15 protein-coding genes and 1 pseudogene are annotated in these 22,159 nt (G+C 72.1%); 9 read left to right on the top strand and 7 right to left on the bottom strand.

What is annotated here, in order from left to right; genetic code table 11:
* Nucleotides 1-16: 16 nt before the first annotated feature.
* Nucleotides 17-130 (top strand): annotated as a pseudogene (locus AB0I23_RS41845) (sulfate adenylyltransferase subunit CysD); the annotation flags it as partial.
* A gap of 21 nt (nucleotides 131-151) precedes the next feature.
* On the opposite strand, the gene AB0I23_RS35635 reads toward AB0I23_RS41845, so the two are convergent.
* The 4 genes from AB0I23_RS35635 to AB0I23_RS35620 all read right to left on the bottom strand — a co-directional run bounded on the left by AB0I23_RS35635 (nucleotide 152) and on the right by AB0I23_RS35620 (nucleotide 3,676).
* Nucleotides 152-526, bottom strand: coding sequence for an RNA polymerase-binding protein RbpA (locus tag AB0I23_RS35635; RefSeq protein WP_007262928.1), 375 nt, complete (start codon nucleotides 524-526; stop codon nucleotides 152-154).
* A gap of 264 nt (nucleotides 527-790) precedes the next feature.
* The gene (locus AB0I23_RS35630; protein WP_359116038.1) at nucleotides 791-2,167 is read right to left on the bottom strand and encodes an MFS transporter; all 1,377 of its coding nucleotides are present in this window, start codon (nucleotides 2,165-2,167) and stop codon (nucleotides 791-793) included.
* 46 nt (nucleotides 2,168-2,213) lie between these two features.
* Nucleotides 2,214-2,978 carry a glycerophosphodiester phosphodiesterase gene (locus AB0I23_RS35625; protein WP_359116035.1) on the bottom strand — a complete coding sequence of 255 codons (765 nt, stop codon included), beginning with the start codon at nucleotides 2,976-2,978 and terminating at the stop codon, nucleotides 2,214-2,216.
* Nucleotides 2,975-3,676, bottom strand: coding sequence for a YczE/YyaS/YitT family protein (locus AB0I23_RS35620; protein ID WP_359116032.1), 702 nt, complete (start codon nucleotides 3,674-3,676; stop codon nucleotides 2,975-2,977). The genes AB0I23_RS35625 and AB0I23_RS35620 overlap by 4 nt, the downstream gene beginning before the upstream one ends.
* A gap of 102 nt (nucleotides 3,677-3,778) precedes the next feature.
* On the opposite strand from AB0I23_RS35620, the gene AB0I23_RS35615 reads away from it, so the two are divergent.
* Nucleotides 3,779-5,278, top strand: a complete 1,500-nt coding sequence (locus AB0I23_RS35615) for a PLP-dependent aminotransferase family protein (RefSeq protein ID WP_359116029.1) — start codon at nucleotides 3,779-3,781, stop codon at nucleotides 5,276-5,278.
* A 65-nt stretch (nucleotides 5,279-5,343) separates the two neighbouring features.
* On the opposite strand, the gene AB0I23_RS35610 is transcribed toward AB0I23_RS35615, so the two are convergent.
* The gene (locus AB0I23_RS35610) at nucleotides 5,344-6,969 is read right to left on the bottom strand and encodes a hypothetical protein (protein ID WP_359116026.1); all 1,626 of its coding nucleotides are present in this window, start codon (nucleotides 6,967-6,969) and stop codon (nucleotides 5,344-5,346) included.
* 38 nt (nucleotides 6,970-7,007) lie between these two features.
* Nucleotides 7,008-7,202 carry a hypothetical protein gene (locus AB0I23_RS35605; RefSeq protein WP_266988092.1) on the bottom strand — a complete coding sequence of 65 codons (195 nt, stop codon included), beginning with the start codon at nucleotides 7,200-7,202 and terminating at the stop codon, nucleotides 7,008-7,010.
* Between the two features lie 313 nt (nucleotides 7,203-7,515).
* Here AB0I23_RS35605 and AB0I23_RS35600 point away from each other — a divergent pair, with 313 nt between their 5' ends.
* From AB0I23_RS35600 to AB0I23_RS35570, 7 genes are all read left to right on the top strand, one after another.
* Complete coding sequence (locus AB0I23_RS35600; protein ID WP_345511895.1) at nucleotides 7,516-7,908, top strand: ankyrin repeat domain-containing protein; 393 nt, start codon at nucleotides 7,516-7,518, stop codon at nucleotides 7,906-7,908.
* Between the two features lie 218 nt (nucleotides 7,909-8,126).
* Nucleotides 8,127-9,545 (top strand): HEAT repeat domain-containing protein, encoded by a 1,419-nt coding sequence (locus AB0I23_RS35595; protein ID WP_359116022.1) that lies wholly within the window; start codon nucleotides 8,127-8,129, stop codon nucleotides 9,543-9,545.
* Nucleotides 9,546-9,685: 140 nt separating this feature from the next.
* Entirely contained in the window at nucleotides 9,686-10,171 is a 486-nt protein-coding gene (locus AB0I23_RS41840) for a hypothetical protein (RefSeq protein WP_436847048.1), read from the top strand.
* Complete coding sequence (locus AB0I23_RS35585) at nucleotides 10,168-13,782, top strand: hydantoinase B/oxoprolinase family protein (RefSeq protein WP_359116019.1); 3,615 nt, start codon at nucleotides 10,168-10,170, stop codon at nucleotides 13,780-13,782. The genes AB0I23_RS41840 and AB0I23_RS35585 overlap by 4 nt, the downstream gene beginning before the upstream one ends.
* A 57-nt stretch (nucleotides 13,783-13,839) precedes the next feature.
* Nucleotides 13,840-15,366 (top strand): hypothetical protein, encoded by a 1,527-nt coding sequence (locus AB0I23_RS35580; RefSeq protein WP_359116017.1) that lies wholly within the window; start codon nucleotides 13,840-13,842, stop codon nucleotides 15,364-15,366.
* 160 nt (nucleotides 15,367-15,526) lie between these two features.
* Nucleotides 15,527-16,462, top strand: a complete 936-nt coding sequence (locus tag AB0I23_RS35575; protein WP_359116014.1) for a hypothetical protein — start codon at nucleotides 15,527-15,529, stop codon at nucleotides 16,460-16,462.
* Between the two features lie 53 nt (nucleotides 16,463-16,515).
* Nucleotides 16,516-21,381 (top strand): hypothetical protein, encoded by a 4,866-nt coding sequence (locus AB0I23_RS35570; protein WP_359116011.1) that lies wholly within the window; start codon nucleotides 16,516-16,518, stop codon nucleotides 21,379-21,381.
* Between the two features lie 87 nt (nucleotides 21,382-21,468).
* Here the strand turns inward: AB0I23_RS35570 and AB0I23_RS35565 are convergent, their stop codons facing one another.
* Nucleotides 21,469-21,915, bottom strand: coding sequence for a hypothetical protein (locus AB0I23_RS35565; RefSeq protein ID WP_359116008.1), 447 nt, complete (start codon nucleotides 21,913-21,915; stop codon nucleotides 21,469-21,471).
* Nucleotides 21,916-22,159: the final 244 nt, after the last annotated feature.

Below are 22,159 nucleotides of genomic sequence, written 5' to 3'. Positions count from 1 at the left end.
GCGAGAGGGGTGCAGCGTGACGACCGTCGCGACTGTGTCGGAAGGCACCGACAATCCGTACGCACTCAGCCACCTGGACTCCCTGGAGTCCGAGGTGACACACGGTGGTGTGTCACGGCCCGCGGCTCTGTCTCTCTGCGGTGCCGCGCGGTCAGGCAGACTTCCTGCTGTCCCGCGGGTGCACGGCGATGTTCATGGCTCCGGAGCGCAGAACCGCCAGCCTCTCGGCCAGCACCTCCTCAAGCTCCTCGCGTGTGCGCCGCTCCATGAGCATGTCCCAGTGCGTACGCGCAGGCTTGCCCTTCTTCTCCTCGGGGCCATCCCCGTCCACCAGGAGTGCCATGGCGCCGCACGCCTTGCACTCCCACTCCGGCGGAATTTCCGCCTCTACCGAGAACGGCATCTCAAATCGATGTCCGTTCTGGCATGCGTACTCCACCGCCTGGCGCGGGGCCAGATCGATGCCGCGGTCCGTCTCGTAGCTGGTAACCACGAGTCGCGTGCCGCGGAGAGCTCGCTCACTCATGAATCGTGCCTCCCGGGCTTGTCGCCCACAGGACAGGTGTCGCTGTCGTCGTCATCCGGTCAACGTCCGGTCGGCGGCAAAGATTCCCGTTGCCGGTCATGCGTCGCCCGTCGTGCCGCTGCTATTTCAGGGTTGGGTACCCAACAATGCCCGGTTTGTCACATTTGGCAGAAGTTGTCACCCAACGGTTTGGCTTCTTCCACTCGCAGTAACGGTCCTCCGGGCAGGCCAAAGGCGTACACTACCGGCCTTTCACTTCAACGTCTAAATCCGCTCCGGAACGGGATTCCCCGCGGCCGCAACGGCCTGCCGTACGGGCACCCTCGCGAGCAGCACGGAACCGATCGCGAAGAAGATCACCAAAGAGATGATCGCATCTCTGTAGCTGCCGGTCAGCTGATACGCGAGACCGAACACCAGCGGCCCCAGCCAGCTCAGTCCGCGGTCGCTCATCTCGTACGCGGAGAAATACTCCGCCTCCTTGCCGCGAGGCACCAGATGCGAGAACAGCGAGCGGGACAGTGCCTGGCTGCCGCCGAGGACCAGGCCGATCGCCGAGGCCAGCAGATAGAAGAAGACCGGAGCGTCCGAGGGCAGGAAGTACCCGGCGACCAGGATCAGGGTCCAGACGACGAGCGAGGCCAGGATCGTGCGCTTCGCGCCGTACACCCGGGCCAGCCGGCCCATGCCCAGGGCCCCGGCCACCGCGAGCACCTGCACCAGCAGTACGGCCGTGATCAGGGACGTCTGGTCGAGGCCCAGCTCCTCGGAGCCGTACACCGACGCCTGCGAGATCACCGTCTGGATGCCGTCGTTGTAGACGAGATAGGCGAGCAGGAAGGAGAGCGTGAGCGGGTGACGGCGCATGTCGCGCAGGGTCGCGATCAGCTGCCGCCAGCCGGAGCCGACCGCGCCCTCACCGCCCGGTGCGGCCCGCCGGTCACGGAGCCGTCGCAGCGGTACGACCGTGAATGCTCCCCACCAGACCCCTGCCGACGCGAGGCAGATCCGTACCGCGTCGGACTCGGAGAGACCGAACGAATCGTGGCCCGTGTAGAGAACCAGGTTGAGGACGAGGACGAGCGCCCCCGACGTGTAGCCGAAGGCCCAGCCCCGGGACGAGACGGCGTCGCGTTCGTCGGGCTCGGCGATCTGCGGCAGATACGCGTTGTAGAGCACCATCGACACCGAGATCGACGCGTTCGCCACGATCAGCAGGAACGCGCCCAGCAGATAGCGGTGGCCGTCCAGGAAGAACATCCCGGTCGTCGCGGCCGCCCCCACATACGCGGCGGCCCCCAGGAGGGGCTTCTTGCGGCCCGTGCGGTCGGCGGCGGCGCCCACGATCGGCATCACCACCACAGCCACCACGACGGACATCGAGACCGCGTAGGCGAAGAGCGAACCCGCGCGGACCGGGACGCCGAGCGGGTGCACGAAACCGTCGGCGTCGGCGGCGGCCTTGGCGACCGACGTCAGATAGGGGCCCAGGAACACGGTGAGGACGCTGGTCGAGTAGACCGAACACGCGAAGTCGTAGAAGTACCAGCCACGTTGTTCGCGTCTGCGGTCCGCGGCGTCGGCACCGTCGGTGGTGCGTTCCGGCGTCGGCTCAGCGGTGTCGGCGGTCTCGGCGCTCAACCCGCACCCCCTCGTATCTCCCCGTGGGGACGCCGCCGGGCCGACGTCAGGCCCATGCCCCCCGCTCGCTCAGCACCGTGCGCAGCGTCTCGATGTGATCGGTCATGATGCCATCCACACCGAGATCGAGGAGTGCCGCCATCCGCTCCGGTTCGTTCACCGTCCAGACGTGGACCTGCAGCCCGCGCGCGTGGGCCTCCCGGACGAAGCGCCGGTCGACCACCCGGACTCCGTTCTGGCTCTCCGGGACCTGCGCGCACACCGCTCCGGCGCGCAGTGCGGCCGGTATGCCGTACGAGCGCAGTCGCAGCCCCAGGACGCCGCGGACGCCGTACGAGGTGGCCAGCCGGGGGCCCGCGAGACGGTGCGCCCTGGCCACCCGGGCCTCCGAGAACGAGCTGACGCACACCCGGTCCCAGGCATCGGTCCGGCGGATCAGGTCGATCAGCGGGACGAGCGCCGGCTCGGCCTTGATGTCCACGTTCCAGCGGGCGTCGGGAAACGCCTCCAGCAACTCCTCGAACAGCGGCAGCGGTTCACGGCCCGCCACCCGGGCCCGCCGCACCTCGCTCCACGGCAGGTCGGCTATCCGGCCGCGGGCGTCCGTCACCCGGTTCAGGGTGACGTCGTGGAAGGCGACCAGACGTCCGTCCGACGTCGTGTGCACATCGGTCTCGAAATAGCGGTAGCCGGCATCGGCCGCCCGGCGGAACGCGGCCGTGGTGTTCTCGATCCCGTCCGCCGCGCCGCCGCGGTGGGCGAACGGGATCGTCGCGGGATGGTCCAGATAGGGGTGGCGTACAGAGGTCACTGCGGCAGTATGGCCTCCTCCGATGGCCGGACGGTGACGGCGGTGGTGCCGGACCCCGGCGCGGGAGCGACGGTCTTGTCGGCGGGCTCCGCCTCGGGGACCGCGAAGAAGCGCAGGAACAGCTGGGCTAGCGGGCCGATGGACAGTGCGTACAGGACCGTGCCCACGCCCAGGGAGCCGCCGAGCAGGAAGCCGGTCGCGACCACCGCCACCTCGATCGCCGTGCGGACCAGGCGCACGGAGCGGCCGGTGCGCCGGTGCAGTCCGGTCATCAGGCCGTCGCGCGGCCCGGGGCCGAACCGTGCCGCGATGTACAGCCCCGTCGCGACACCGTTGAGCGCGATCCCCGCGACCATGATCACGATCCGGGCCGGCAGGCCGTGCGTCTCCGGGACGAGGGCGAGCGTGCCGTCCATGGCGAGGCCGATGGCGAAGACATTGGAGACCGTGCCGAGGCCGGGTCGCTGCCTCATCGGGATCCACAGCAGCAGGACCGCCGCGCCGACGATGATCGCGACGACACCGATGGACAGCCCGGTGCGCTCCGCGAGGCCCTGGTGCAGCACCCCCCAGGGTTCGAGCCCGAGCCCGGCGCGGACGAGGAGCGCCGAGCTCGCCCCGTAGAGGGCCAGACCGACGTACAGCTGAATCAGCCGCCGTGTGAGGCGTGCCCGGCGGGGGACGGCGGTGACGGACAAGATGTGCTCCCTCGTGTGGTGGTAGTGGACTGCCGCATGACACTCTGTGGCAGGGGATTGGCTGCCAACTATGGCCAATCCGAGGAAGGTGGACTGATTTACATGGCGCAGTGGACTTCGGCCGTCAGTGCCGCGCAGCTCGCCCGGCAGCTCCAGGCCCAGCAGCAGAAGCCGATGGGCCCCGGCGCCCGCAGGCCCCCCGCCTACCGCGCGCTCGCCGACGGCGTCCGACTGCTCGTCCTCGAAGGCCGGGTGCCGGTCGCCGCCCGGCTCCCCGCCGAACGCGAGCTGGCGCTCGCCCTGTCCGTCAGCCGCACCACCGTCGCCGCCGCCTACGAAGCGCTGCGGGCCGAGGGATTCCTGGAGTCCCGGCGCGGCGCTGGCAGCTGGACCGCGGTCCCGGCAGGCAACCCCCTGCCCGCGCGCGGCCTGGAACCGCTGCCCCCGGAGTCGCTCGGTTCGATGATCGACCTGGGCTGCGCCTCGCTGCCCGCGCCCGAACCCTGGTTGACCCGCGCCGTCCAGGGCGCCCTGGAGGAGCTGCCGCCGTACGCGCACACCCACGGCGACTATCCCGCCGGACTGCCCGCGCTGCGGCAGATGATCGCCGACCGCTACACCGAGCGCGGCATCCCGACGATGCCCGAACAGATCATGGTCACCACCGGTGCGATGGGCGCGATCGACGCCATCTGCCACCTCTTCGCCGGGCGCGGCGAGCGGATCGCGGTGGAGTCCCCCTCGTACGCCAACATCCTTCAGCTGATGCGGGAGGCGGGCGCCCGGCTGGTGCCGGTGGCGATGGAGGAGGGGATCGGCGGCTGGGACATGAACCGCTGGCGGCAGGTGCTGCGCGACGCGGCGCCCCGGCTCGCGTACGTCGTGGCGGACTTCCACAATCCCACCGGCGCGCTCGCCGACGAGAGCCAGCGGCGGGCCCTGGTGGACGCGGCGCGCTCCGCCGGGACGGTCCTGGTCGTCGACGAGACCATGAACGAGCTGTACCTCGACGCCGATGTCGAGATGCCGCGCCGGGTCTGTGCCTTCGACCCGGCGGGCAGCACCGTGCTCACCGTCGGCTCGGCCAGCAAGGCGTTCTGGGCAGGCATGCGGATCGGCTGGGTGCGGGCCGCGCCGGACGTGATCCGCAGTCTGGTCTCCGCCCGCGCCTACGCCGACATGGGCACACCCGTGCTGGAACAGCTCGCCATCAACTGGCTGATGCGTACGGGGGGCTGGGAGGAGGCCGTCGAGCTCCGGCGCGGTCAGGCGCGGGAGAACCGGGACGCGCTGGTCGCGGCGGTGCGCCGGGAGCTGCCGGAGTGGGAGTTCCAGGTGCCGCGTGGCGGGCTGACGCTCTGGGTGCGCACCGGTGGACTCTCGGGGTCACGGCTGGCCGTGGCGGGCGAGCGGGTGGGGGTACGGGTGCCGTCCGGTCCGCGATTCGGCGTCGACGGCGCCTTCGAGGGGTACGTACGGCTGCCGTTCACGGTCGGCGGCCCGGTGGCGGACGAGGCGGCGGCACGGCTCGCGGCGGCGGCGGAGCTGGTGGGGTCGGGGGCGAGCGCGGGAGCGGAGGCGCCTCGCACGTTCGTCGCCTGACCGCCGAGGCGCAGCAGAAGGGGCGCGGGCGGATCGCGCGGTCCGTCCCCGCCCCTTCTCCGCTCCTACTCGCTGAGCGTCATCTGCTCGGGGGTCAGGGCGATTTTTGCGGTCAGCGCGTTCTGCGGGGTCAAAGGGGCCGGAGTCGCCGGAGCCGCCGGATCCGGAACGGTCGCCTCGATCGGCGTCTGCCCCGCGGGCAGCAGGTCGAGCACCGCTTGGCGGTGCGCCTCGCTCGTCGCGTCGTCGTACGGATCAGGCGTGGCCGGAACCTGGAGTCGCAGCACCGGGCCGGTGCCGAGCCGCACATACCCCCGGCCGGGCGGGACGTCCGGGGGCGGGGTGGTGTGCGGCTCCAGGCCGAGCACCGTCTCGACCTGGTCGCGGGAGCTGTGGCCGAGCACGACCCGGGCCCTGGTGTGGCTCCGTACCGTCTCGCTGAGCCTGTCCAGGCTGTCGAACTGGTCGGTCAGCACCACGGTGACATTGGCCGCCCGGCCGTGCCGCAGCGGCACCTGCAGCAGGTCCTGCGGGTCGGGTTTGTTGTCGGCGACCGCCAGATGGCCGAGGACGCTGGGCCGGTCCAGCAGGATCCAGAGCGGGCGCCTGGTGTCCTCGGGCGCGGAGTGCCCCGCCTGCCGGGCCCGGTTGGCGGCGATCAGCCGTCGCTCCGTCTCATGGGCCGCCCACTCCAGGCTGGTCAGTGCGCCGGCCAGTCCGCACTCGACGGCCAGCACACCGGCGCGCCCGGTCAGGCAGGCGTACTCACCGGTTCCGCTGCCTTCGATGATGAGGATGTCGCCGTGCTGGAGCGCCTGGATGGCGATGGAGCGCATCAGCGTGGTGGTGCCGCCGCCGGGCTGTCCGACGATCAGCAGATGCGGCTCGGTGGAGCGGGCGCCGGTCCGCCAGACGACCGGGGGTGCGTCCCGGGTCGTGTCCCCGTCGGTCACCGGCACGGTGCGCTGCACCGCGTCGTCGTCGGTGAACCCCAGCACCGTCTCGCCCGGCGCGGTGACGAAGCGCTGTGCGGCGATCGAGGTGGGCAGTGCGTCGAGCACGCTCATGACGAGCTGGTTGCCCTCCTCGTTCCAGGCGAAGTGGTATTCGCGGCCACGGCCCGACTTGGCGTGCAGCAGCTGCTCGATCCTGGTGCGGGAGGCGGCCTCGCCGTCGGTGAAGTACGCGGGGTACGAGACGTGGAGCCGGGTGACGCGCCCGTCGCCGTCGAACTCGTAGCCGCTGAAAGCCTTTTCCCAGTCGCCGCCGTGGGCGAACAGCGGACTGGGGTCCTCGGCGACGGAGAAGTACGGCACGAGCGCCTCGTACAGCGCCTGCAGCCGCCCCGTCTGGGCCTTGCCGGGACCCGTCTTCGCGGGCGTGCGTTCCCGCCCTTTCCATGCGGCGGCGCCCATCACCGTGACCAGGGCGAGCAGCGGTCCGTACGGGATGAGCACGACCACGAGTACGCAGGCCGCGACGAGGAACAGAATGGGATTACGCCGCTCCTTGGGCGTCGCCGCCCACTTCTGCCGTCCTGCACCGGCCAGCAGCCGCAGACCACGAACGACCCTGATCAGCGGATGGAGGACGTCGGTGGCGTTGGCGGCGGCCGTGCGCGCGAACTCGCGACTGCGAGTGATCGAAGCGCTGCCGCTGCTCAGAATGCGGGGAAGGGGTCGCCGGGCCACGTCGGTTCTCCTGAAGGGGTGGGAGCGGTCGCGGCGGGTCAGAACTTGATCCCGCCCAGGAGGCTGGCCAGGCTCGCGCCGCCCGCCGTGATGCTCGGTGCGATGGCGGTGCCTGCCAGATAGAAGCCGAACAGGGCGGTGACGAAGGCGTGCGAGCCCTTCAGACCGTCCTTCCTGAAGAACAGGAAGACGATGATGCCGAGGATGACGACGCCAGACATGGAAAGGTTCATGAGTGGTTCTCCTGTTTGGGGGACAGTCACCATGAGTCCTTCCAGGCTCACAAAAAGTATCTATAGGATAAAAGCTGTAATTGGGTGAAAACCCGATTTTTTCACTGGACTGGCCGACAGGAGAACGTGGTGCGGACGGAAGTTCCGGTGCCGCGCACCGTTCCGGCCTCACGCGACGTGATGCTTTGCCGCGGCCGGGGCGCGGCATGTGCGCTGCGGAGCAGTACCCTGTCGATTCACTCGTACGGCCCCCACGGCGTACCACCCCCTGGCCGACAGCAGCGAAACCCGTTGATGGAAGGCGGTCCCTCCGATGAGCGAAGCCCCCGACCCCGAGGTCGTCGAGCTGGCCACCAAGGTCTTCGACCTGGCGCGTCGCGGGGAGACCGAGGCGCTCGCCGCGTACGTGGACGCCGGGGTGCCCGCGAACCTCACCAACGACCGGGGCGACTCGCTGCTCATGCTCGCCGCGTACCACGGGCACGCCCCCGCGGTCGCCGCCCTCGTGAGCCGGGGAGCCGACCCGGACCGGGCCAACGACCGCGGGCAGACGCCGCTCGCCGGAGCCGTCTTCAAGGGCGAGGGCGCGGTGATCGAGGCGCTGCTCGCCGCGGGCGCCGACCCGGACGCCGGCACACCGTCCGCAACGGACACCGCGCGCATGTTCGGCAAGGCCGACCTGCTGGAACTCTTCGGCTCCCGCTGAACGGGTTCGCCGTAAATGTGGTCGCGGTGGCGAAATGGCTGGGTCATCATGACGTCGAGGGCCCGATTCGGGCCACCGACGAGAGGCAGAGGAAGATGGTCTACAGCAAGCAGAAGACGGCGGTCGGCCGATCATGTTGCTGCGCGGCGTAGTGCCCACCCGGCACTTGGAACTGCACAGTCCCGGTTGCGTCGACAGCTTGATGTGAGGCTTCTCCCATGTTCGATCCGTTCATAGCGCCGAGCGGCACCCTGCTCGGCCTGCTGCAGAGGGGCCGCGGCGACGGCACGCTCCACGCGCTTGCCGCACCGCGCCCCGAGGCCCTCGCGGCGCTCAACCACTGTGTCCTGAGCGATCCGCGTCACGACTGGCAGGTCGAGAACCGCTCCCTCTACTACGCACGCCTGTATCTCGACCTCGACGGCGGCATCGAAGAGATCGAGCGGCACCTCTGCGATCCCGACGACCACGTCGACACCGACGACTCGCGGACCGGCCTGGCCCTCGCGGTCCTCGGCCACCTCGCCTCGTACGGACGCGGCGACGCCCTGGCCCTGCTGCGGCGGTACGCGGCGACGGGCGCCAACTGGGCGTGGGCCCTCGACGAGCTGGCCCTGCGTGACGACGACGCCGGGCTCCGTTCCCTCGCCGTGCCCGTCCTCGGCCGGTTCCCCGCCACCGAGGAGGGCGCCGCCGAACTCGCGGCCGCCGTACGGGACGCCTTCGAGCCCCGGCCCTGGCGGCTGTGGGCCGACGATCCGCGTGAAGAGGTCGGCGCCCGGGTCAGGTCCGCCTCCGAACAGGGCTCGTTCGACCGCTGGCAGCGGCAGATGCGGCCCGGTGGCCCACGCCCCGGCTGGAGCGTCCAGGCCGTGTTCGACTGGGCCCAGCAGGGACTGGACCGCGGCAGTCTCCTCCACGTGCCGGCCGCCCGCTGCCTCACCGCCGTCGCCGGTCCCGAGGACCGGCCGGTAATCATCGAGACCGCCCGCAGTGGCCCGGACGGCGCCCGCTGCGCGGCCCTGCACTACCTGTCCGAGGCCAGGGACCCCGCGGTGCTCGACCTCATCGAGGCCGCGGCGGTCAGTCCGTCGAGCACCGTCGCCGACGCGGCCGTCGCCGCCTTCGAGCGGATGTGCGGCGACGCGGCGGTGGACCGGGCCCGGCACTGGGCCCGGCGGCCCGACGCGCTCGGCGCCTGTGCCGCCGGTGTGCTCGCCTGCCGGGGCCGAGCACAGGACGCCCCCCTCGTCCTCGCCGCCCTGCGCGACGCCGTACGCGGTGAAGGACCGGACGCACCGTGTCTGTGGACCCTGGTCGACGGCACGGGCCGGCTGGGCATCGCCTGCGCCGCACCCGTCCTGCGCCATGTCTACCGGGAGACCTCCTCCTCCCATCTGCGTGGCCGGGCTGCCCGCGCGCTCGCCGCCACCGACCCCTCCTTCGCCACCGGCTTCGCCGTCGAATGCCTCTGGGACTGCGAGGAGTCCACCCGTGAGGTCGCCGCACTCCATGCGGAGACCGGCGACATCAGGGTCGCCGAACGGCTGCGCCGACTGGCCGCCGACCCGGCCGAGGAGGCCGAGGTGCAGACCGCGGTACGCAGCAGGATCGGGCCCGACGCACCCGCTGTCTGACCCGCTCCACGCACCGCAGGACGCAGCGCTTCGGGGGAGCGCGGCGTACCCGCCCACGGACGTCCCACGCTCATGGGACGTTCCCCGGGGGGAAAGATCCAAGTCTGCCCAGTCACGTCCGGCGCGACGACAACACGGGTATGCGTGTCCTCATCGTCACCGAGTCCTTCCCGCCCGATGTCAACGCTGTGGCCCACTGCACCCTGCCGACTGCCCGGCATCTCGCCGCGCGTGGCCATGGGGAAGCCGGGCCCGCGCGGGTCCGCGTGCGGCTCCCGTGCCCGTGGCGGAGGCTCTGCCGGAACCACCCCGAATCTCCCGCCCGCGGTCTCGCCCTCGGCGCCCCGCCGGGACGCGAGCCGCAGGAGCCGCCGCCGAGCCGTGCCGACTCGTTGCTCTGGCTGGCCACGGCGGGCACCGGGTGGCTGGTGCGGCGGAGCACCGATCTGCTGCCTCAGCTGCTGGGCCTGGCGGGAGCGGAGGTACGGCACTGGGCGCGCGGCACGAGCGGACAGTCGGACCGGCGGGCCGACCAGGCGTTGCGGGGCGCGCTTGCCGCCGTTTCGCCCCAGGGACGGCACGTCGCTTCCTCGTCGTCCGTGCCGCGCGTCAGTATGGAGGGATGACGGGACGCTGGGAGTTCTGGATCGACCGTGGCGGCACGTTCACCGACGTGGTGGGCCGCGATCCCGACGGGCACCTGGTCACCCGCAAACTCCTCTCGGACGACCCGGACCGCTACCGCGACGCCGCCGTCGCCGGGATCCGCCTCATGCTCGGCCTCGGCCCCACCGACCCGGTCCCCGCCGACCGGGTCGGCAGTGTGAAGATGGGCACGACCGTCGCCACCAACGCCCTGCTCCAGCGGCGTGGGGAGCCGACCGTCCTGGTCACCACCGAAGGGTTCCGGGACGCCCTGCGCATCGCGTACCAGAACCGCCCGCGCCTCTTCGACCGCCGCATCCTGCTGCCGGAGGCCGTGTACGACCGGGTGATCGAGGTCCCGGAGCGGATCGATGCCCATGGCCGGACCCTCACCCCCCTCGATCTGACTGCGACGGCAGCGCGGTTGAGAGCCGCGAGGGCGGACGGCTTCCGCAGCGCGGCGGTCGTCCTGATGCACGGCTACCGCCACCCCGCCCACGAGACCGCCGTCGCCGCCGCGGCCCGTGAGGCAGGCTTCACCCAGGTCAGCTGCTCGCACGAGGTCAGCCCGCTGATCAAGCTGGTACCGCGCGGCGACACCACCGTTGTCGACGCGTACCTCTCGCCGATCCTGCGCCGGTACGTCGAGGAGGTCGCGGGCGAACTGGAGTCCGTCCGGCTGATGTTCATGCAGTCCAACGGCGGACTGCGGGAAGCCGCGCACTTCCGTGGCAAGGACGCGGTGCTGTCCGGTCCCGCGGGTGGGGTTGTCGGGATGGCCCGTACGTCCGGACAGGCCGGATTCGACCGGGTCATCGGCTTCGACATGGGCGGCACCTCCACCGATGTCTCGCACTACGCGGGCGAGTTCGAACGTGAGCTCGGCACCCAGGTGGCCGGGGTGCGGATGCGCGCCCCGATGATGAACATCCATACCGTCGCGGCCGGTGGCGGCTCCGTCCTGCACTTCGACGGCCGGCGCTACCGGGTCGGGCCCGACTCCGCGGGCGCGGACCCCGGCCCGGCGTGCTACCGCAGGGGCGGACCGCTCACCGTCACCGACGCCAATGTGATGCTCGGCCGGGTACAGCCCGCGCACTTCCCGGCGGTCTTCGGGCCGGAGGGAAACCTGCCGCTCGAGGCCGACGTCGTGCGCGAGCGGTTCGGGGCACTCGCCGACGAGGTGGCACGGGCCACCGGAACGCGACGTACCGCAGCCGAGGTCGCCGCCGGATTCCTGGAGATCGCCGTGCTCAACATGGCGAACGCGGTCAAGAAGATCTCCGTGGAGCGCGGCCACGACATCACCCGCTACGCCCTCACCTGCTTCGGCGGCGCCGGCGGCCAGCACGCCTGCGCCGTCGCCGACGCACTCGGCGTCGATACCGTCCTCGTGCCACCGCTGGCCGGGGTGCTGTCCGCGTACGGCATCGGACTCGCCGACGCCACCGCCATGCGCGAACAGTCGGTCGAAGCGGAACTGGACGGCGAAGGCACCCGCACCGCGGTCGACGCGCTCTGCGCGGAACTGGCCGCCCGCACCCGCGCCGAACTGCGCGCCGACGGCCTCGAGGACAGCGCCATCAGCACCCGCGCCCGGGTCCTCCTGCGCTACGCCGGCACGGACGCGAGCCTGCCCGTCGACCTGAACACCCCGCCCGCGATGACACGGGCGTTCACGGACCAGCACCGCGCCCGCTACGGCTTCACCATGGACAGACCACTCCTCGTCGAGGCGGTGTCGGTCGAGGCGACCGGGGCGGCGGGCCGGCACCTACCGCACCCGGTGGACCGGGCGGTCCGCGAGGGCACACCACAACCCCACGACACGGTACGGATGTTCACCGACGGCCGACGGCAGGACACCCCGCTCCACCGGCGCGAGGCCCTGCAACCGTCGGACACCGTGACCGGTCCCGCCGTGATCGCCGAGGCCGACGCCACCACCGTCGTCGACCCCGGCTGGCAGGTCACCGTCGGCGACACCGGCCATCTGCTGCTCACCCGGGTCCGCCCGCGCCCCGACCGGACCGCCGTCGGCACGCGGGTGGACCCGGTCATGCTGGAGGTGTTCAACAATCTCTTCATGTCGATCGCCGAGCAGATGGGCGTGCGCCTGGAGAACACCGCCCACTCCGTCAACATCAAGGAGCGGCTCGACTTCTCCTGCGCGCTCTTCGACGCGGACGGCAACCTGATCGCCAACGCCCCGCACATCCCGGTGCACCTCGGCTCGATGGGGGAGTCCATCAAGGAAGTGCTGCGGCGCAACGGCACCACGATGCGCCCCGGCGATGTGTACGCCATCAACGACCCGTACCACGGGGGCACCCATCTGCCCGATGTGACGGTGGTGACCCCGGTGTTCGACGAACGCGGCGAGAACGGGTCGGGGCTGCGATTCCTGGTGGCGTCGCGCGGCCACCACGCCGAGATCGGCGGCATCACCCCCGGCTCCATGCCCGCCTTCAGCCGCACCATCGACGAGGAAGGGGTGCTGTTCGACAACTGGCTGCTGGTGAGGGACGGCAGGTTCCGCGAGGCCGAGACCCGCGAGCTGCTCACCACAGCCGCGTACCCGTCCCGGGACCCCGACACCAATCTCGCCGATCTGCGGGCCCAGATCGCCGCCAACGAGAAGGGCATCGCGGAACTGCGCCGCACGGTGGACCAGTTCGGCGCCGAGGCCGTCGACGCGTACATGGGCCACGTGCAGGACAACGCCGAGGAGTCCGTACGCCGGATCATCGCGCGGCTGCACGACGGTTCGTACCGCTACGAGACCGACAACGGCGCCGTGATCGAGGTCGCGCTGACCGTGGACCGTACCGCCCGCAGCGCGATCGTCGACTTCACCGGCACCTCACCGCAGCAGCCGGGGAACTTCAACGCCCCGAAGTCCGTCGTCATGGCCGCGGTTCTGTACGTCTTCCGCACCCTGGTCGCCGACGACATCCCGCTCAACAGCGGCTGCCTCAAACCCCTGGATGTCAGGGTCCCGGCGGGTTCGATGCTGGCGCCCGTCCATCCCGCGGCCACCGTCGCGGGCAATGTGGAGACCTCCCAGGCCGTCACCGGCGCGCTGTACGGGGCGCTCGGCATCCAGGCCGAGGGCTCCGGCACCATGAACAACCTGACCTTCGGCAACGATCGCGTCCAGTACTACGAGACGGTGGCCAGCGGCTCGGGCGCCGGCGACGGCTTCGACGGCACCGACGCCGTGCAGACTCATATGACCAACTCCCGGCTCACCGACCCCGAAGTGCTCGAATGGCGCTACCCGGTCCTGGTCGAGAGCTTCCGGGTACGGGACGGCAGCGGGGGAGCGGGCCGGTGGCACGGCGGCTGCGGGGTCGAGCGCAGGCTCCGGTTCCTCGAACCCGTCACGGTGGCGCTGCTCTCCGGACATCGCCGTGTCCCCCCGTACGGCATGGCGGGCGGCGAACCGGGCGCGCTGGGCAGCCAGCACATCGAGCGAGCCGACGGGAAGAACACGGTCACTTCGCTGGAGGGATGCGATACGGCCGAACTGGCGCCCGGCGATGTGCTGGTCCTGTGCACACCGGGAGGCGGAGGGTACGGAGTGCGGTAACCGGTCGCTTCTGCGCCGTTTCGACCGTTGTCGGTGTGAGGACCTAATCTGTGCAGCGTGACTTCGCCTGCCTACACGGACAACGCTGCGCCCCAGCTCAGCGCGGGGCCGCGGCCCGCCCCGGGCCCGGCCGCCGACGAGGGGCTCTCGCGGCGGCTGCGCGCGCTCGCCTGCACGGCGCCGCTGCACGACCTCGACGTGCGCAAGGCGAATCTGGCCGGCGAGTACACGGTCTACGCGATGGCGGAGGTAGCGCTCGCCGCGATCGACCAGGTCACGTTGCACATGGAATTCGACACGGGCGCCGACCACGAGCAGATAGTGGCCAAGCTGCTCCCGCGCGTCGCCGTCCAGGCCCCGCGCCGTCCCGTGGCGGAGCACGAGCGCGTCGCCCGCTGGGTGCTGGAGAACCTGATCAACGTCGGAAGCGTGGACCGCGGCTTCCGTGCGGTGTACGGCACATTCGGCCCCGACGGGGTGTATGTCCGCAGGGACTACGACTTCAAGCTGATCGAAGAGGTCCCCGGTTACGGCGGCAGCGTCTATCTGAGGGCCACCGACGAAGCGGTCAACGTCCTGGTCGGCGCCCTCGACACGGACGTCACCAGCGCCCAGATCGCCGCCGAGGTGAAGCTGGAGGTCCTGATCAGCCGGGGCCGCCTCGCCGACGCGCAGCTCGCCGCCGAACAGGCTCGCTACCGCACCGTGCAGTACGCGGAGACGCTCCGCAGGACGCTGGAGGCGACCCGGCGCAACGTCAGGTCTGTCGACTGGCTCAACGCCGTGCCCGACATGATTGCCGAGGCACTGGACCACGTCGCCGACCGCTACCGCCACGAGAACGCGATCCTCACCAACATCCGCAAGGCCCGGGACGAGGCCGAGGACCCCGAGCACAAGCGCCGGGCCGCCGAACTCGTCGACATCGTCAAGGACTGCATCCGCCGCCACACCCAGCTTCAGTCCCGCCTGCTGGAGGCCGGACCACTGTTCCGGGCCGAGCAGGACCGGCAGGCGTTCGCCGCCCCCACCGCCCGTACCGGCCTCGATCTCTACGGTCAGCTGGTCGCCCCGCTGCTGCCGCTCCCTGTCGAACAGGCCATCCGCGTCACCGACGCGTTCTTCGCCCACGGCACGGGGCTGCGCACGCCGACATCGGTACGGGTGGGTGACCTGGTCGACATGCTGCTCACCCCGCCCCTGGAGCGGGAGCACCTGGGCGCGGAGATGCCCGAACCCGATCTGATCGCCACCCCGGACGACAGCAGGTTCAGCGAGGAGCAACTGGCCGACGCCATGGAACTCCTCGATCTGGAGCACGACGCGCCGCGCCGGCTCTCCGGGCTCCTCGCCGAGGCCCGGCGGCGCGATCCGGATCTGCCCTACCTGGTCGCGCTGCTCGCGGTGCACGCCGCGTCCCCGCCGGTCGGCACCGCGTACCGGCAGGGTGAGCGACGTCTGCTGTTCGCCGTCGACGACGGGACCCGGCTCGACGACCCGGAGTTCGGCGGCGCGGACCTGATCGTGGGCATGGCCCTGCTGGACGCGGCCGGCATGGCTGCCGACCGCTCGGAGGCCTCATGAACGGGCGAGGGCACCGGCCCCGACCCGGCCCTGATCACCGTCGGCCCCGGGCCGCCACCTCAGGATGCGTGGTCCCGCCCGCACCCTTCCGTACGGACGCCGTGAGAGCCGGCGCCGGCCACCCCGTACCACCGAGATCCCGCACCGAGGAGCGACCGTCGTGAGCGACCACCGCGCAGAGCACACCGACGCGTGGAGTGAGCCGACCGCCGGGTACGCGACCGCCGGGTACGCGACCGAGGGCGACGCCGCCCACGAGCCGACGGCACCCGCCGCCGTCACCCCGGCCGACGCGGCCGACGCCGCCCGGCTCGTCGCTTTCGGGCTGCAGCCCAAGCTGCTGCCCGCCCGCGACGCCGAATACGCAGAGCTCCTCCGGCGCTACCGGGAGGAGACACCCTTCGCCCGGCTCGCCGACGCCGTGGCCACCGGACTCGGTCTCGTCGTCCTGGAGGTCTCCACCCGGGCCGGCATGGCCGTGACAGCGGGTGAGGACTCCGTCTTCGCCGTCCGCATGGGCGACTACGCCCGCCGCGCCTCCTCCGACTCCGCCGACCGCTTCCTGCACGGGCTGGCCCACCTCGCCGTCGCGGCCATGGCCTTCCCGCGCCCCGAGGACCTCGCCGACGACGCGTACATCGGCCGGATCACGGTCAACGGCATCGACGCGTTCGTACGCCAGGCCTGCCACCGACTGGAGGAGCGGGCCGAGGAACGCGGCGACAACACCGACCCGGCCACCGACGCCCCCGGGCTGGAGGCGGCCTGGCGGATCTATGCCCGGCGCAGCTCCACCGGCGCGACGAAGGACGCCCGGCGGCTGGCCGGATCCACCACCGGCATCGTCGGCAAGGCCGTCGCCTTCCTCACGGACTCCGGCTTCCTTCATCGCACCGGGGACGACGCGGGAGGAGCCTTCCGCACCACCGCCCGTTACCAGCTGCAGGTACGCGACATGGCGGGCGCCTCCGCCATGGCCGAACTCCTCGAACTCGGCGTCGTTCCCGTCACCGACGGAACGGCGACGCTGCTGCCGCCGCCCGACGGCGACGACCTGGAGCTGGCGGCCGACGCCGGTCTGCCCTTCCACGCCTGAGCACCCCCACCGCCGCCCCACTCCTGCTTTCCGAACGACGAGAGTCCGCCGCCATGTACGAGCTGTCCCGGGTCCGCCTCTACTCCATCGGGCCTGCCGGTGCGCGCTACGCCGACACCGTGCTTGACCTGCGCGGAGTCGGCGAGCCCGTGCCCAACCCCGCCCCGGCCCAGGCGGAGTTCTTCGAGGAGGAACCGGTCGGCCCGCCGCGCCGCCCGGCGCCCGCCGGTGTGCTCTTCCTGGAGAACGGCGGCGGCAAGTCCGTCCTGCTGAAGCTGATCTTCTCCGTGATGCTGCCCGGCCACCGCAACACCCTCGGTGGCGCCAGCTCCGGCGTACTGCGCAAGTTCCTGCTCGCCGACGACTGCGGTCATGTCGCCCTGGAGTGGCAGCACACCCTCACCGGCGAGTGCGTCGTCGTCGGCAAGGTCAGCGAGTGGCGCGGACGGCAGGTCTCCAACGACCCGCGGAAGTTCGCCGAGGCCTGGTACTCCTTCCGCCCCGGCCCCGGGCTCAGCCTCGACTCGCTGCCGGTCGCCGAGGCCACCTCCGTGGGTCGCCCCGTCGAAGGCGCCTCCGGCGCCCAGGGCAGGCGCCGCACCATGAAGGGCTTCCGGGACGCCCTCACGGATGCGGGCAAGTTCTACCAGCACCTCGATGTGCACTGGGAAGAGATCCACGACCGGTGGAACGAGCACCTCGGCGACCTCGGCCTCGACCCCGAACTCTTCCGCTACCAGCGTGAGATGAACGCCGACGAGGGTGAGGCGGCCGGACTCTTCGCGGTCAAGAAGGACTCCGACTTCACCGACCTGCTGCTCCGCGCCGTCACGGACACCCGCGACACGGACGGACTCGCCGACCTGGTCAGCGGCTTCGGCAACAAGCTGGGCCGCCGGGCCGAACTCACCGCGGAACGCGACTTCACCGCAGGCTCCGTCGACCTGCTCAGCCGGATCGTCGAGGCCACGGGCGCCCGCTCCCGGACCCGCGGCATCCACGCGGGCGCCGAACGCCGCACCCGCACCCTCGCCCTCAGGCTCTCCGCCCGGGCCGCCCAGGAGCGCGGACGCACCGCCGACCTCGCCCAGCAGGTGACGGGCGCCGCCCACACCGTCACCGCCGCCGAGGAGGCCCGCAGCCGCAGCGCCCTCATCGCCGCGGAACTGGCCTACCGGCACGCCTCCCTGGCTCTGGCCGCGGCCGAGAAGGGCGCGGCCGCCCAGCGTCGCGAGCTGGTCGACGCCCGCACCCTGCACTCCGCCTGGCAGGCCGCTGAAGCCGTGCTCCGCCACCGCGCCGCCGCAGACCGGTCCGCGCGCGTCGCCGTCGCCATCCGCGAGGCCGAGCGCGACGCCGCCCCCGCGCTCGCCGCCCGGGCCACCGCCGCCGCCGATCTCGTACGCGCTCTGCACACCGCCGCGGAAGCCGGCGAGCAGGTGGCCAACGAGGAGGAGGAGCGCTCCGACATCCTCCAGGCCGCGGGCGAGACAGCCCACAGGGATGCCACCAGCGCTGCCACCGAGGCCCAGCGCGCCCGCAGCGAGGCCGGACATCTGCGCCAGCGCCTCGCCGAGGTCGAGCAGGAGACCGCCGAGGCGGTACGGGCGGGCTGGCTCGACAACACCGCGCCGGACGCCGACCCGGCGCGCGCCGCCCTCGCCGCGAGCGACGCCGAGCAGTCCACCGTCGCCGCCTGGAACGCCGCGAGGGAAGCGGCCGGAGCCGCGGCCGACCGGGCCAGGGAAGCGGCTGCCGCCGAGAGCCGCGCCGAGCTCGCCGCGGCGCGCGCCGCGGACGGTGCGCAGGCGGCGGAACAGTCGTACGAGGCCGAGTTCAGGGCCGCCGAGTCGATCGCCGCCGACCGCCGCCTCGCCGACCTGTTGGGCCTCCCCTCGGCGCACGGTACCGGCGTGCCCCGGCCCCGTCGCGGAGCCGCCGGTGATGAACCGGGCACCGCGTCAGGCACCACCGCACCGCACGGCACGGCGTCGAAGGACGGCGCGGGTACGGGTGCAGGTTCCGGCACCGCCAGTGCCGGTTCCGACCGGCAGGCCGCCGCCGGCCATGCACATGCCACCGGCGAAAACTCTCTGGTCGCCGAACAACCGCTCACCGTAGCGGAGTTCGACCGGAGCGCCGACGAGCTGAGGGAGCTGCTCGACGAGGGCATCGCCACCGCCGAGCGCCGCCTCTTCGAACTGCGCACCGCCGCGGCCGACGATTCCCGCATCCTCGGCGCACTCGGCGACGGCGGACTGCTGCCGCCCGGACCCGACGTGCTCGCCACCGTCGAATATCTCGGTGAGCACGGCATCCCGGCCCTGCCCGGCTGGCGCTACCTCGCCCAGGCCGTCGACCCCGCCGACCACGCGGCGGTGCTCGCCGCGCGCCCCGCGCTCGTCGACGGCGTGATCATCACCGACGTCGACTCGCACGCCCGCGCCCGCGAAGTCCTGGGCGCCGCCGCTCTGCTGCCGCGCTCCGCCGTTGCCGTCGGCACGACCGCCGCACTGCTCGCCCCCGTACCTGCCCCTGGCACCGGCTCCTCCTCCAGCAGCGACGGGGTGTTCCTCGTCCCGCCGAACCCGGCGATGCATGACGAGCACGCCGCCGACGAGGAACGCCAGGCGCTGCGGAGCCGGGCCGCCGACCGCGACGAGGACATCCGCACGCTCGCGGCCCGCCTCGCCGGAGACCGGTCCCTCGCCGCCCGCATCGGCTCCTGGCGCGCCGACTGCCCGCCCGGCATGCTCGCCGAACTCGCCGAGGCAGCCCGCACCGCCCGCACGGCCGCCGAGATGGCCCAGGCCGTGCTGGCCGAGGCCCGTACGGCTTGCGCCGAGGCCGACGAAGCCGCCGCGGACACTGCCCGCGTCCGCGACGAGCGCCAGGAGGCCGCCCAACGTGGCCGCCGCGTCGCCGACGCCCTCGCAGGCCTGGCCCACCGGCTGCGCGAACGCTCGCGCTGGCAAGCACGACTGCGTGAACTGGTCGACGAGGCGGCCGAGTCCGAGGCCCGCGCCACCGTCTGCCTGGAGCGGGCCCGCGCCGCCGACGAGGACCGCAGGGCCGCCCAGCGCGCCGCCGACGACGCCCGCCGCACCGCCCGGGCCCTGCGCGCCGAACGTGCCGAGATCGCAGGCGCCCCGGAGAACCTCCCGGAGCCCGAGGGCGACGCCCCGCGCCCCGCCCTCCCCGCTCTGCGCGAGGCCTACCGGGCCGCATCCCAGCTGTACGAGAAGGTGGGCGTCGGCGCCGACCTGCGCGCCGAACAGGCCCGTGCCGAGAGCGACGAAAGCGCCGCCCTCGCCGAACTGGACCGGCTCACCAACAAGGTCCGCACCCGCGCCGCTCAGCTTCTCGAAGGCACCGACGGCGCCGACGGCCCGTCCCGCCAGGCGGCCGCCGCCCGCGCCGAATCCCTGGTCCAGCTCCTGGAGACCCGCGCCTCCACCGCGAGCGAGCAGCTCGGCAGGCTGCGCGGCGAGGCCGAGCGTCTCGCCCCGGTCGACGGCGAGACCCACCACACCGAGCTCCCCGACGAGCTGGTGCCCGCCGACGCCGAGCAGGCCCAGACCCTCCTGCGTACCGCCACGGCCGAACTCGGCACCGCCACCGGCGGCCTGGACACCGCCCGCGCCGCCCACGCCGAACTGCTCCACGCCCACCGCACCGCCGAGGCATCCGCCGGAGGCTTCGACGAGACCGCCGCCCTGCTGCGCGACCTCCTCAGGGACCACGGCGCCGACGACGACCCGGAGGCCCCCGAGCCGTACCCCGGCAGCCTCGACGAGGCCCGGCAGTCAGCCGCCGAGGCCCGTCGCTCGCTGCGCGGCTGTACCGCCGACCTCTCCGCCGCCGAGAGCGCCGTACGCGAGGCGAGCGATGTGCTCGTACGGCACGCCAACTCCACCCGCTACGAGCAGGTCCGCACCCCCGCCCGGCAGCAGATCCGCGAACTCCCGGCTGCGGCACTGCCGGAGCACGCCGAGAAGTGGGCCGCCGCCTTCGCGCCCCGGCTCCGCGTCCTCACCGACGAGCTGGTCCAGCTGGAGCGCAACCGTGACTCCATCGTCGACCGGCTCCGCGGACTCGTGGAGTCCGCACTCACCACCCTCCGCTCCGCCCAGCGGCTCTCCCAGCTCCCCGAGGGTCTGGGGGAGTGGTCCGGCCAGGAATTCCTCCGTATCCGCTTCGAGGAGCCCGACCAGGCGACGCTCACCGAGCGGCTCGGCGACGTCATCGACGAGGCCACTCGCGCCGCCCTCAAGAAGAACTCCGACCTGCGGCGGGACGGCATGTCTCTCCTGCTGCGCGGCGTACAGGCGGCGCTGGAGCCCAAGGGCATCGCCGTGGAGATTCTCAAGCCGGACGCGGTGCTCCGCGCCGAACGCGTCCCGGTCGGTCAGATGGGCGACGTCTTCTCCGGCGGCCAGCTGCTCACCGCGGCCATTGCCCTGTACTGCACGATGGCCGCGCTGCGCAGCAACGACCGGGGCCGCGACCGCCACCAGCACCGCCACGCGGGCACGCTCTTCCTCGACAACCCCATCGGCCGTGCCAATGCCACGTATCTGCTGGAGCTCCAGCGCGCGGTGTCGGACGCCCTCGGCGTGCAACTGCTCTACACCACGGGTCTCTTCGACACCACGGCGCTCGCCGAATTCCCGCTGGTCATCCGGTTGCGCAATGACGCGGACCTGAGGGCGGGACTGAAGTACATCAGCGTGGAGGAACACCTGCGTCCCGGTTTGCCGCAGCAGGATCCGAACGGTGAGACGGTGCACGGAGAGATCACCGCGACCCGCATGTTCAAGCGCACACCGACGACGCCCGACGCACCGGAGGCATCCGAAGCCGTCGACGCACCCTATGCCTCCGAGCCACCCCGGAGTGCCCGGACGCCGGCCGGTTAGCGCCTGTCTTTCGGATCATGCCGCGAGCCCGGAGTGATCCGAAAGAAAGGCCCAGAGGGCTCCGAGGTTCCGCCGGGGCACGCACGGTCAAGCCCGTGACAGGCTGCCCGCGCCCCGGCGGCGTATCCGAGCCGCTTCCCGGTCCGCGGCTCTCGCCGCCCGACGGGCCGCACGCCGCTCGCGGCGCAGCTGCCGTGCCGAGCTGCTGGGCATGGACACCACGCCATGGCGCTGATTCCAGACCTGGCGGGTCACCCACACGTCCAGCACCGACCAAGTCGCGACCACCGTGCTGCCCACGCTGCTCAGCACCATCGGGAAGGCAAGCCACGACCCGGTCAGTGTGGCCAGGAACGCCACCATGGCCTGGATGATCGTCAACGACATGATGAGCACGGCGCGCACAGCCGACGTGCGCACCGGATCCGGCATGCGTCGCCGTACCGCGGGCTCCTCCACCCACAACGACTGCCGCGGGATCCGTGCCCCGCCCGCCGTCGGCGCCCCGGTGTTCCGACGCTCTTCCGTGTCCAAGGACTTTCAACTCCCCACCGCTGTCCGACTTCAGGGTTTCTGCCCGGCATGCGCCCTTTCTACTACAGTGGGCCGGATCGCCTCGCCGTAGACCCTCTCCGTCATCCCCTGCCCCGCGCCGACGCTCGTACAGACAGACGAGCGAATCGTCGTGAAGATTCCCTCGATCCCCCACGGAACGAAGACTTCCAGCCAACTGCCCTGTGGGGGAATGGGGCGCTCTGGCGGGTCTCTTCTGCCACTT

The organism is Streptomyces atratus (assembly GCF_040655115.1).
GTDB lineage: Bacteria > Actinomycetota > Actinomycetes > Streptomycetales > Streptomycetaceae > Streptomyces > Streptomyces atratus_D.
This window is presented reverse-complemented; position numbering and strand designations above follow the sequence as displayed.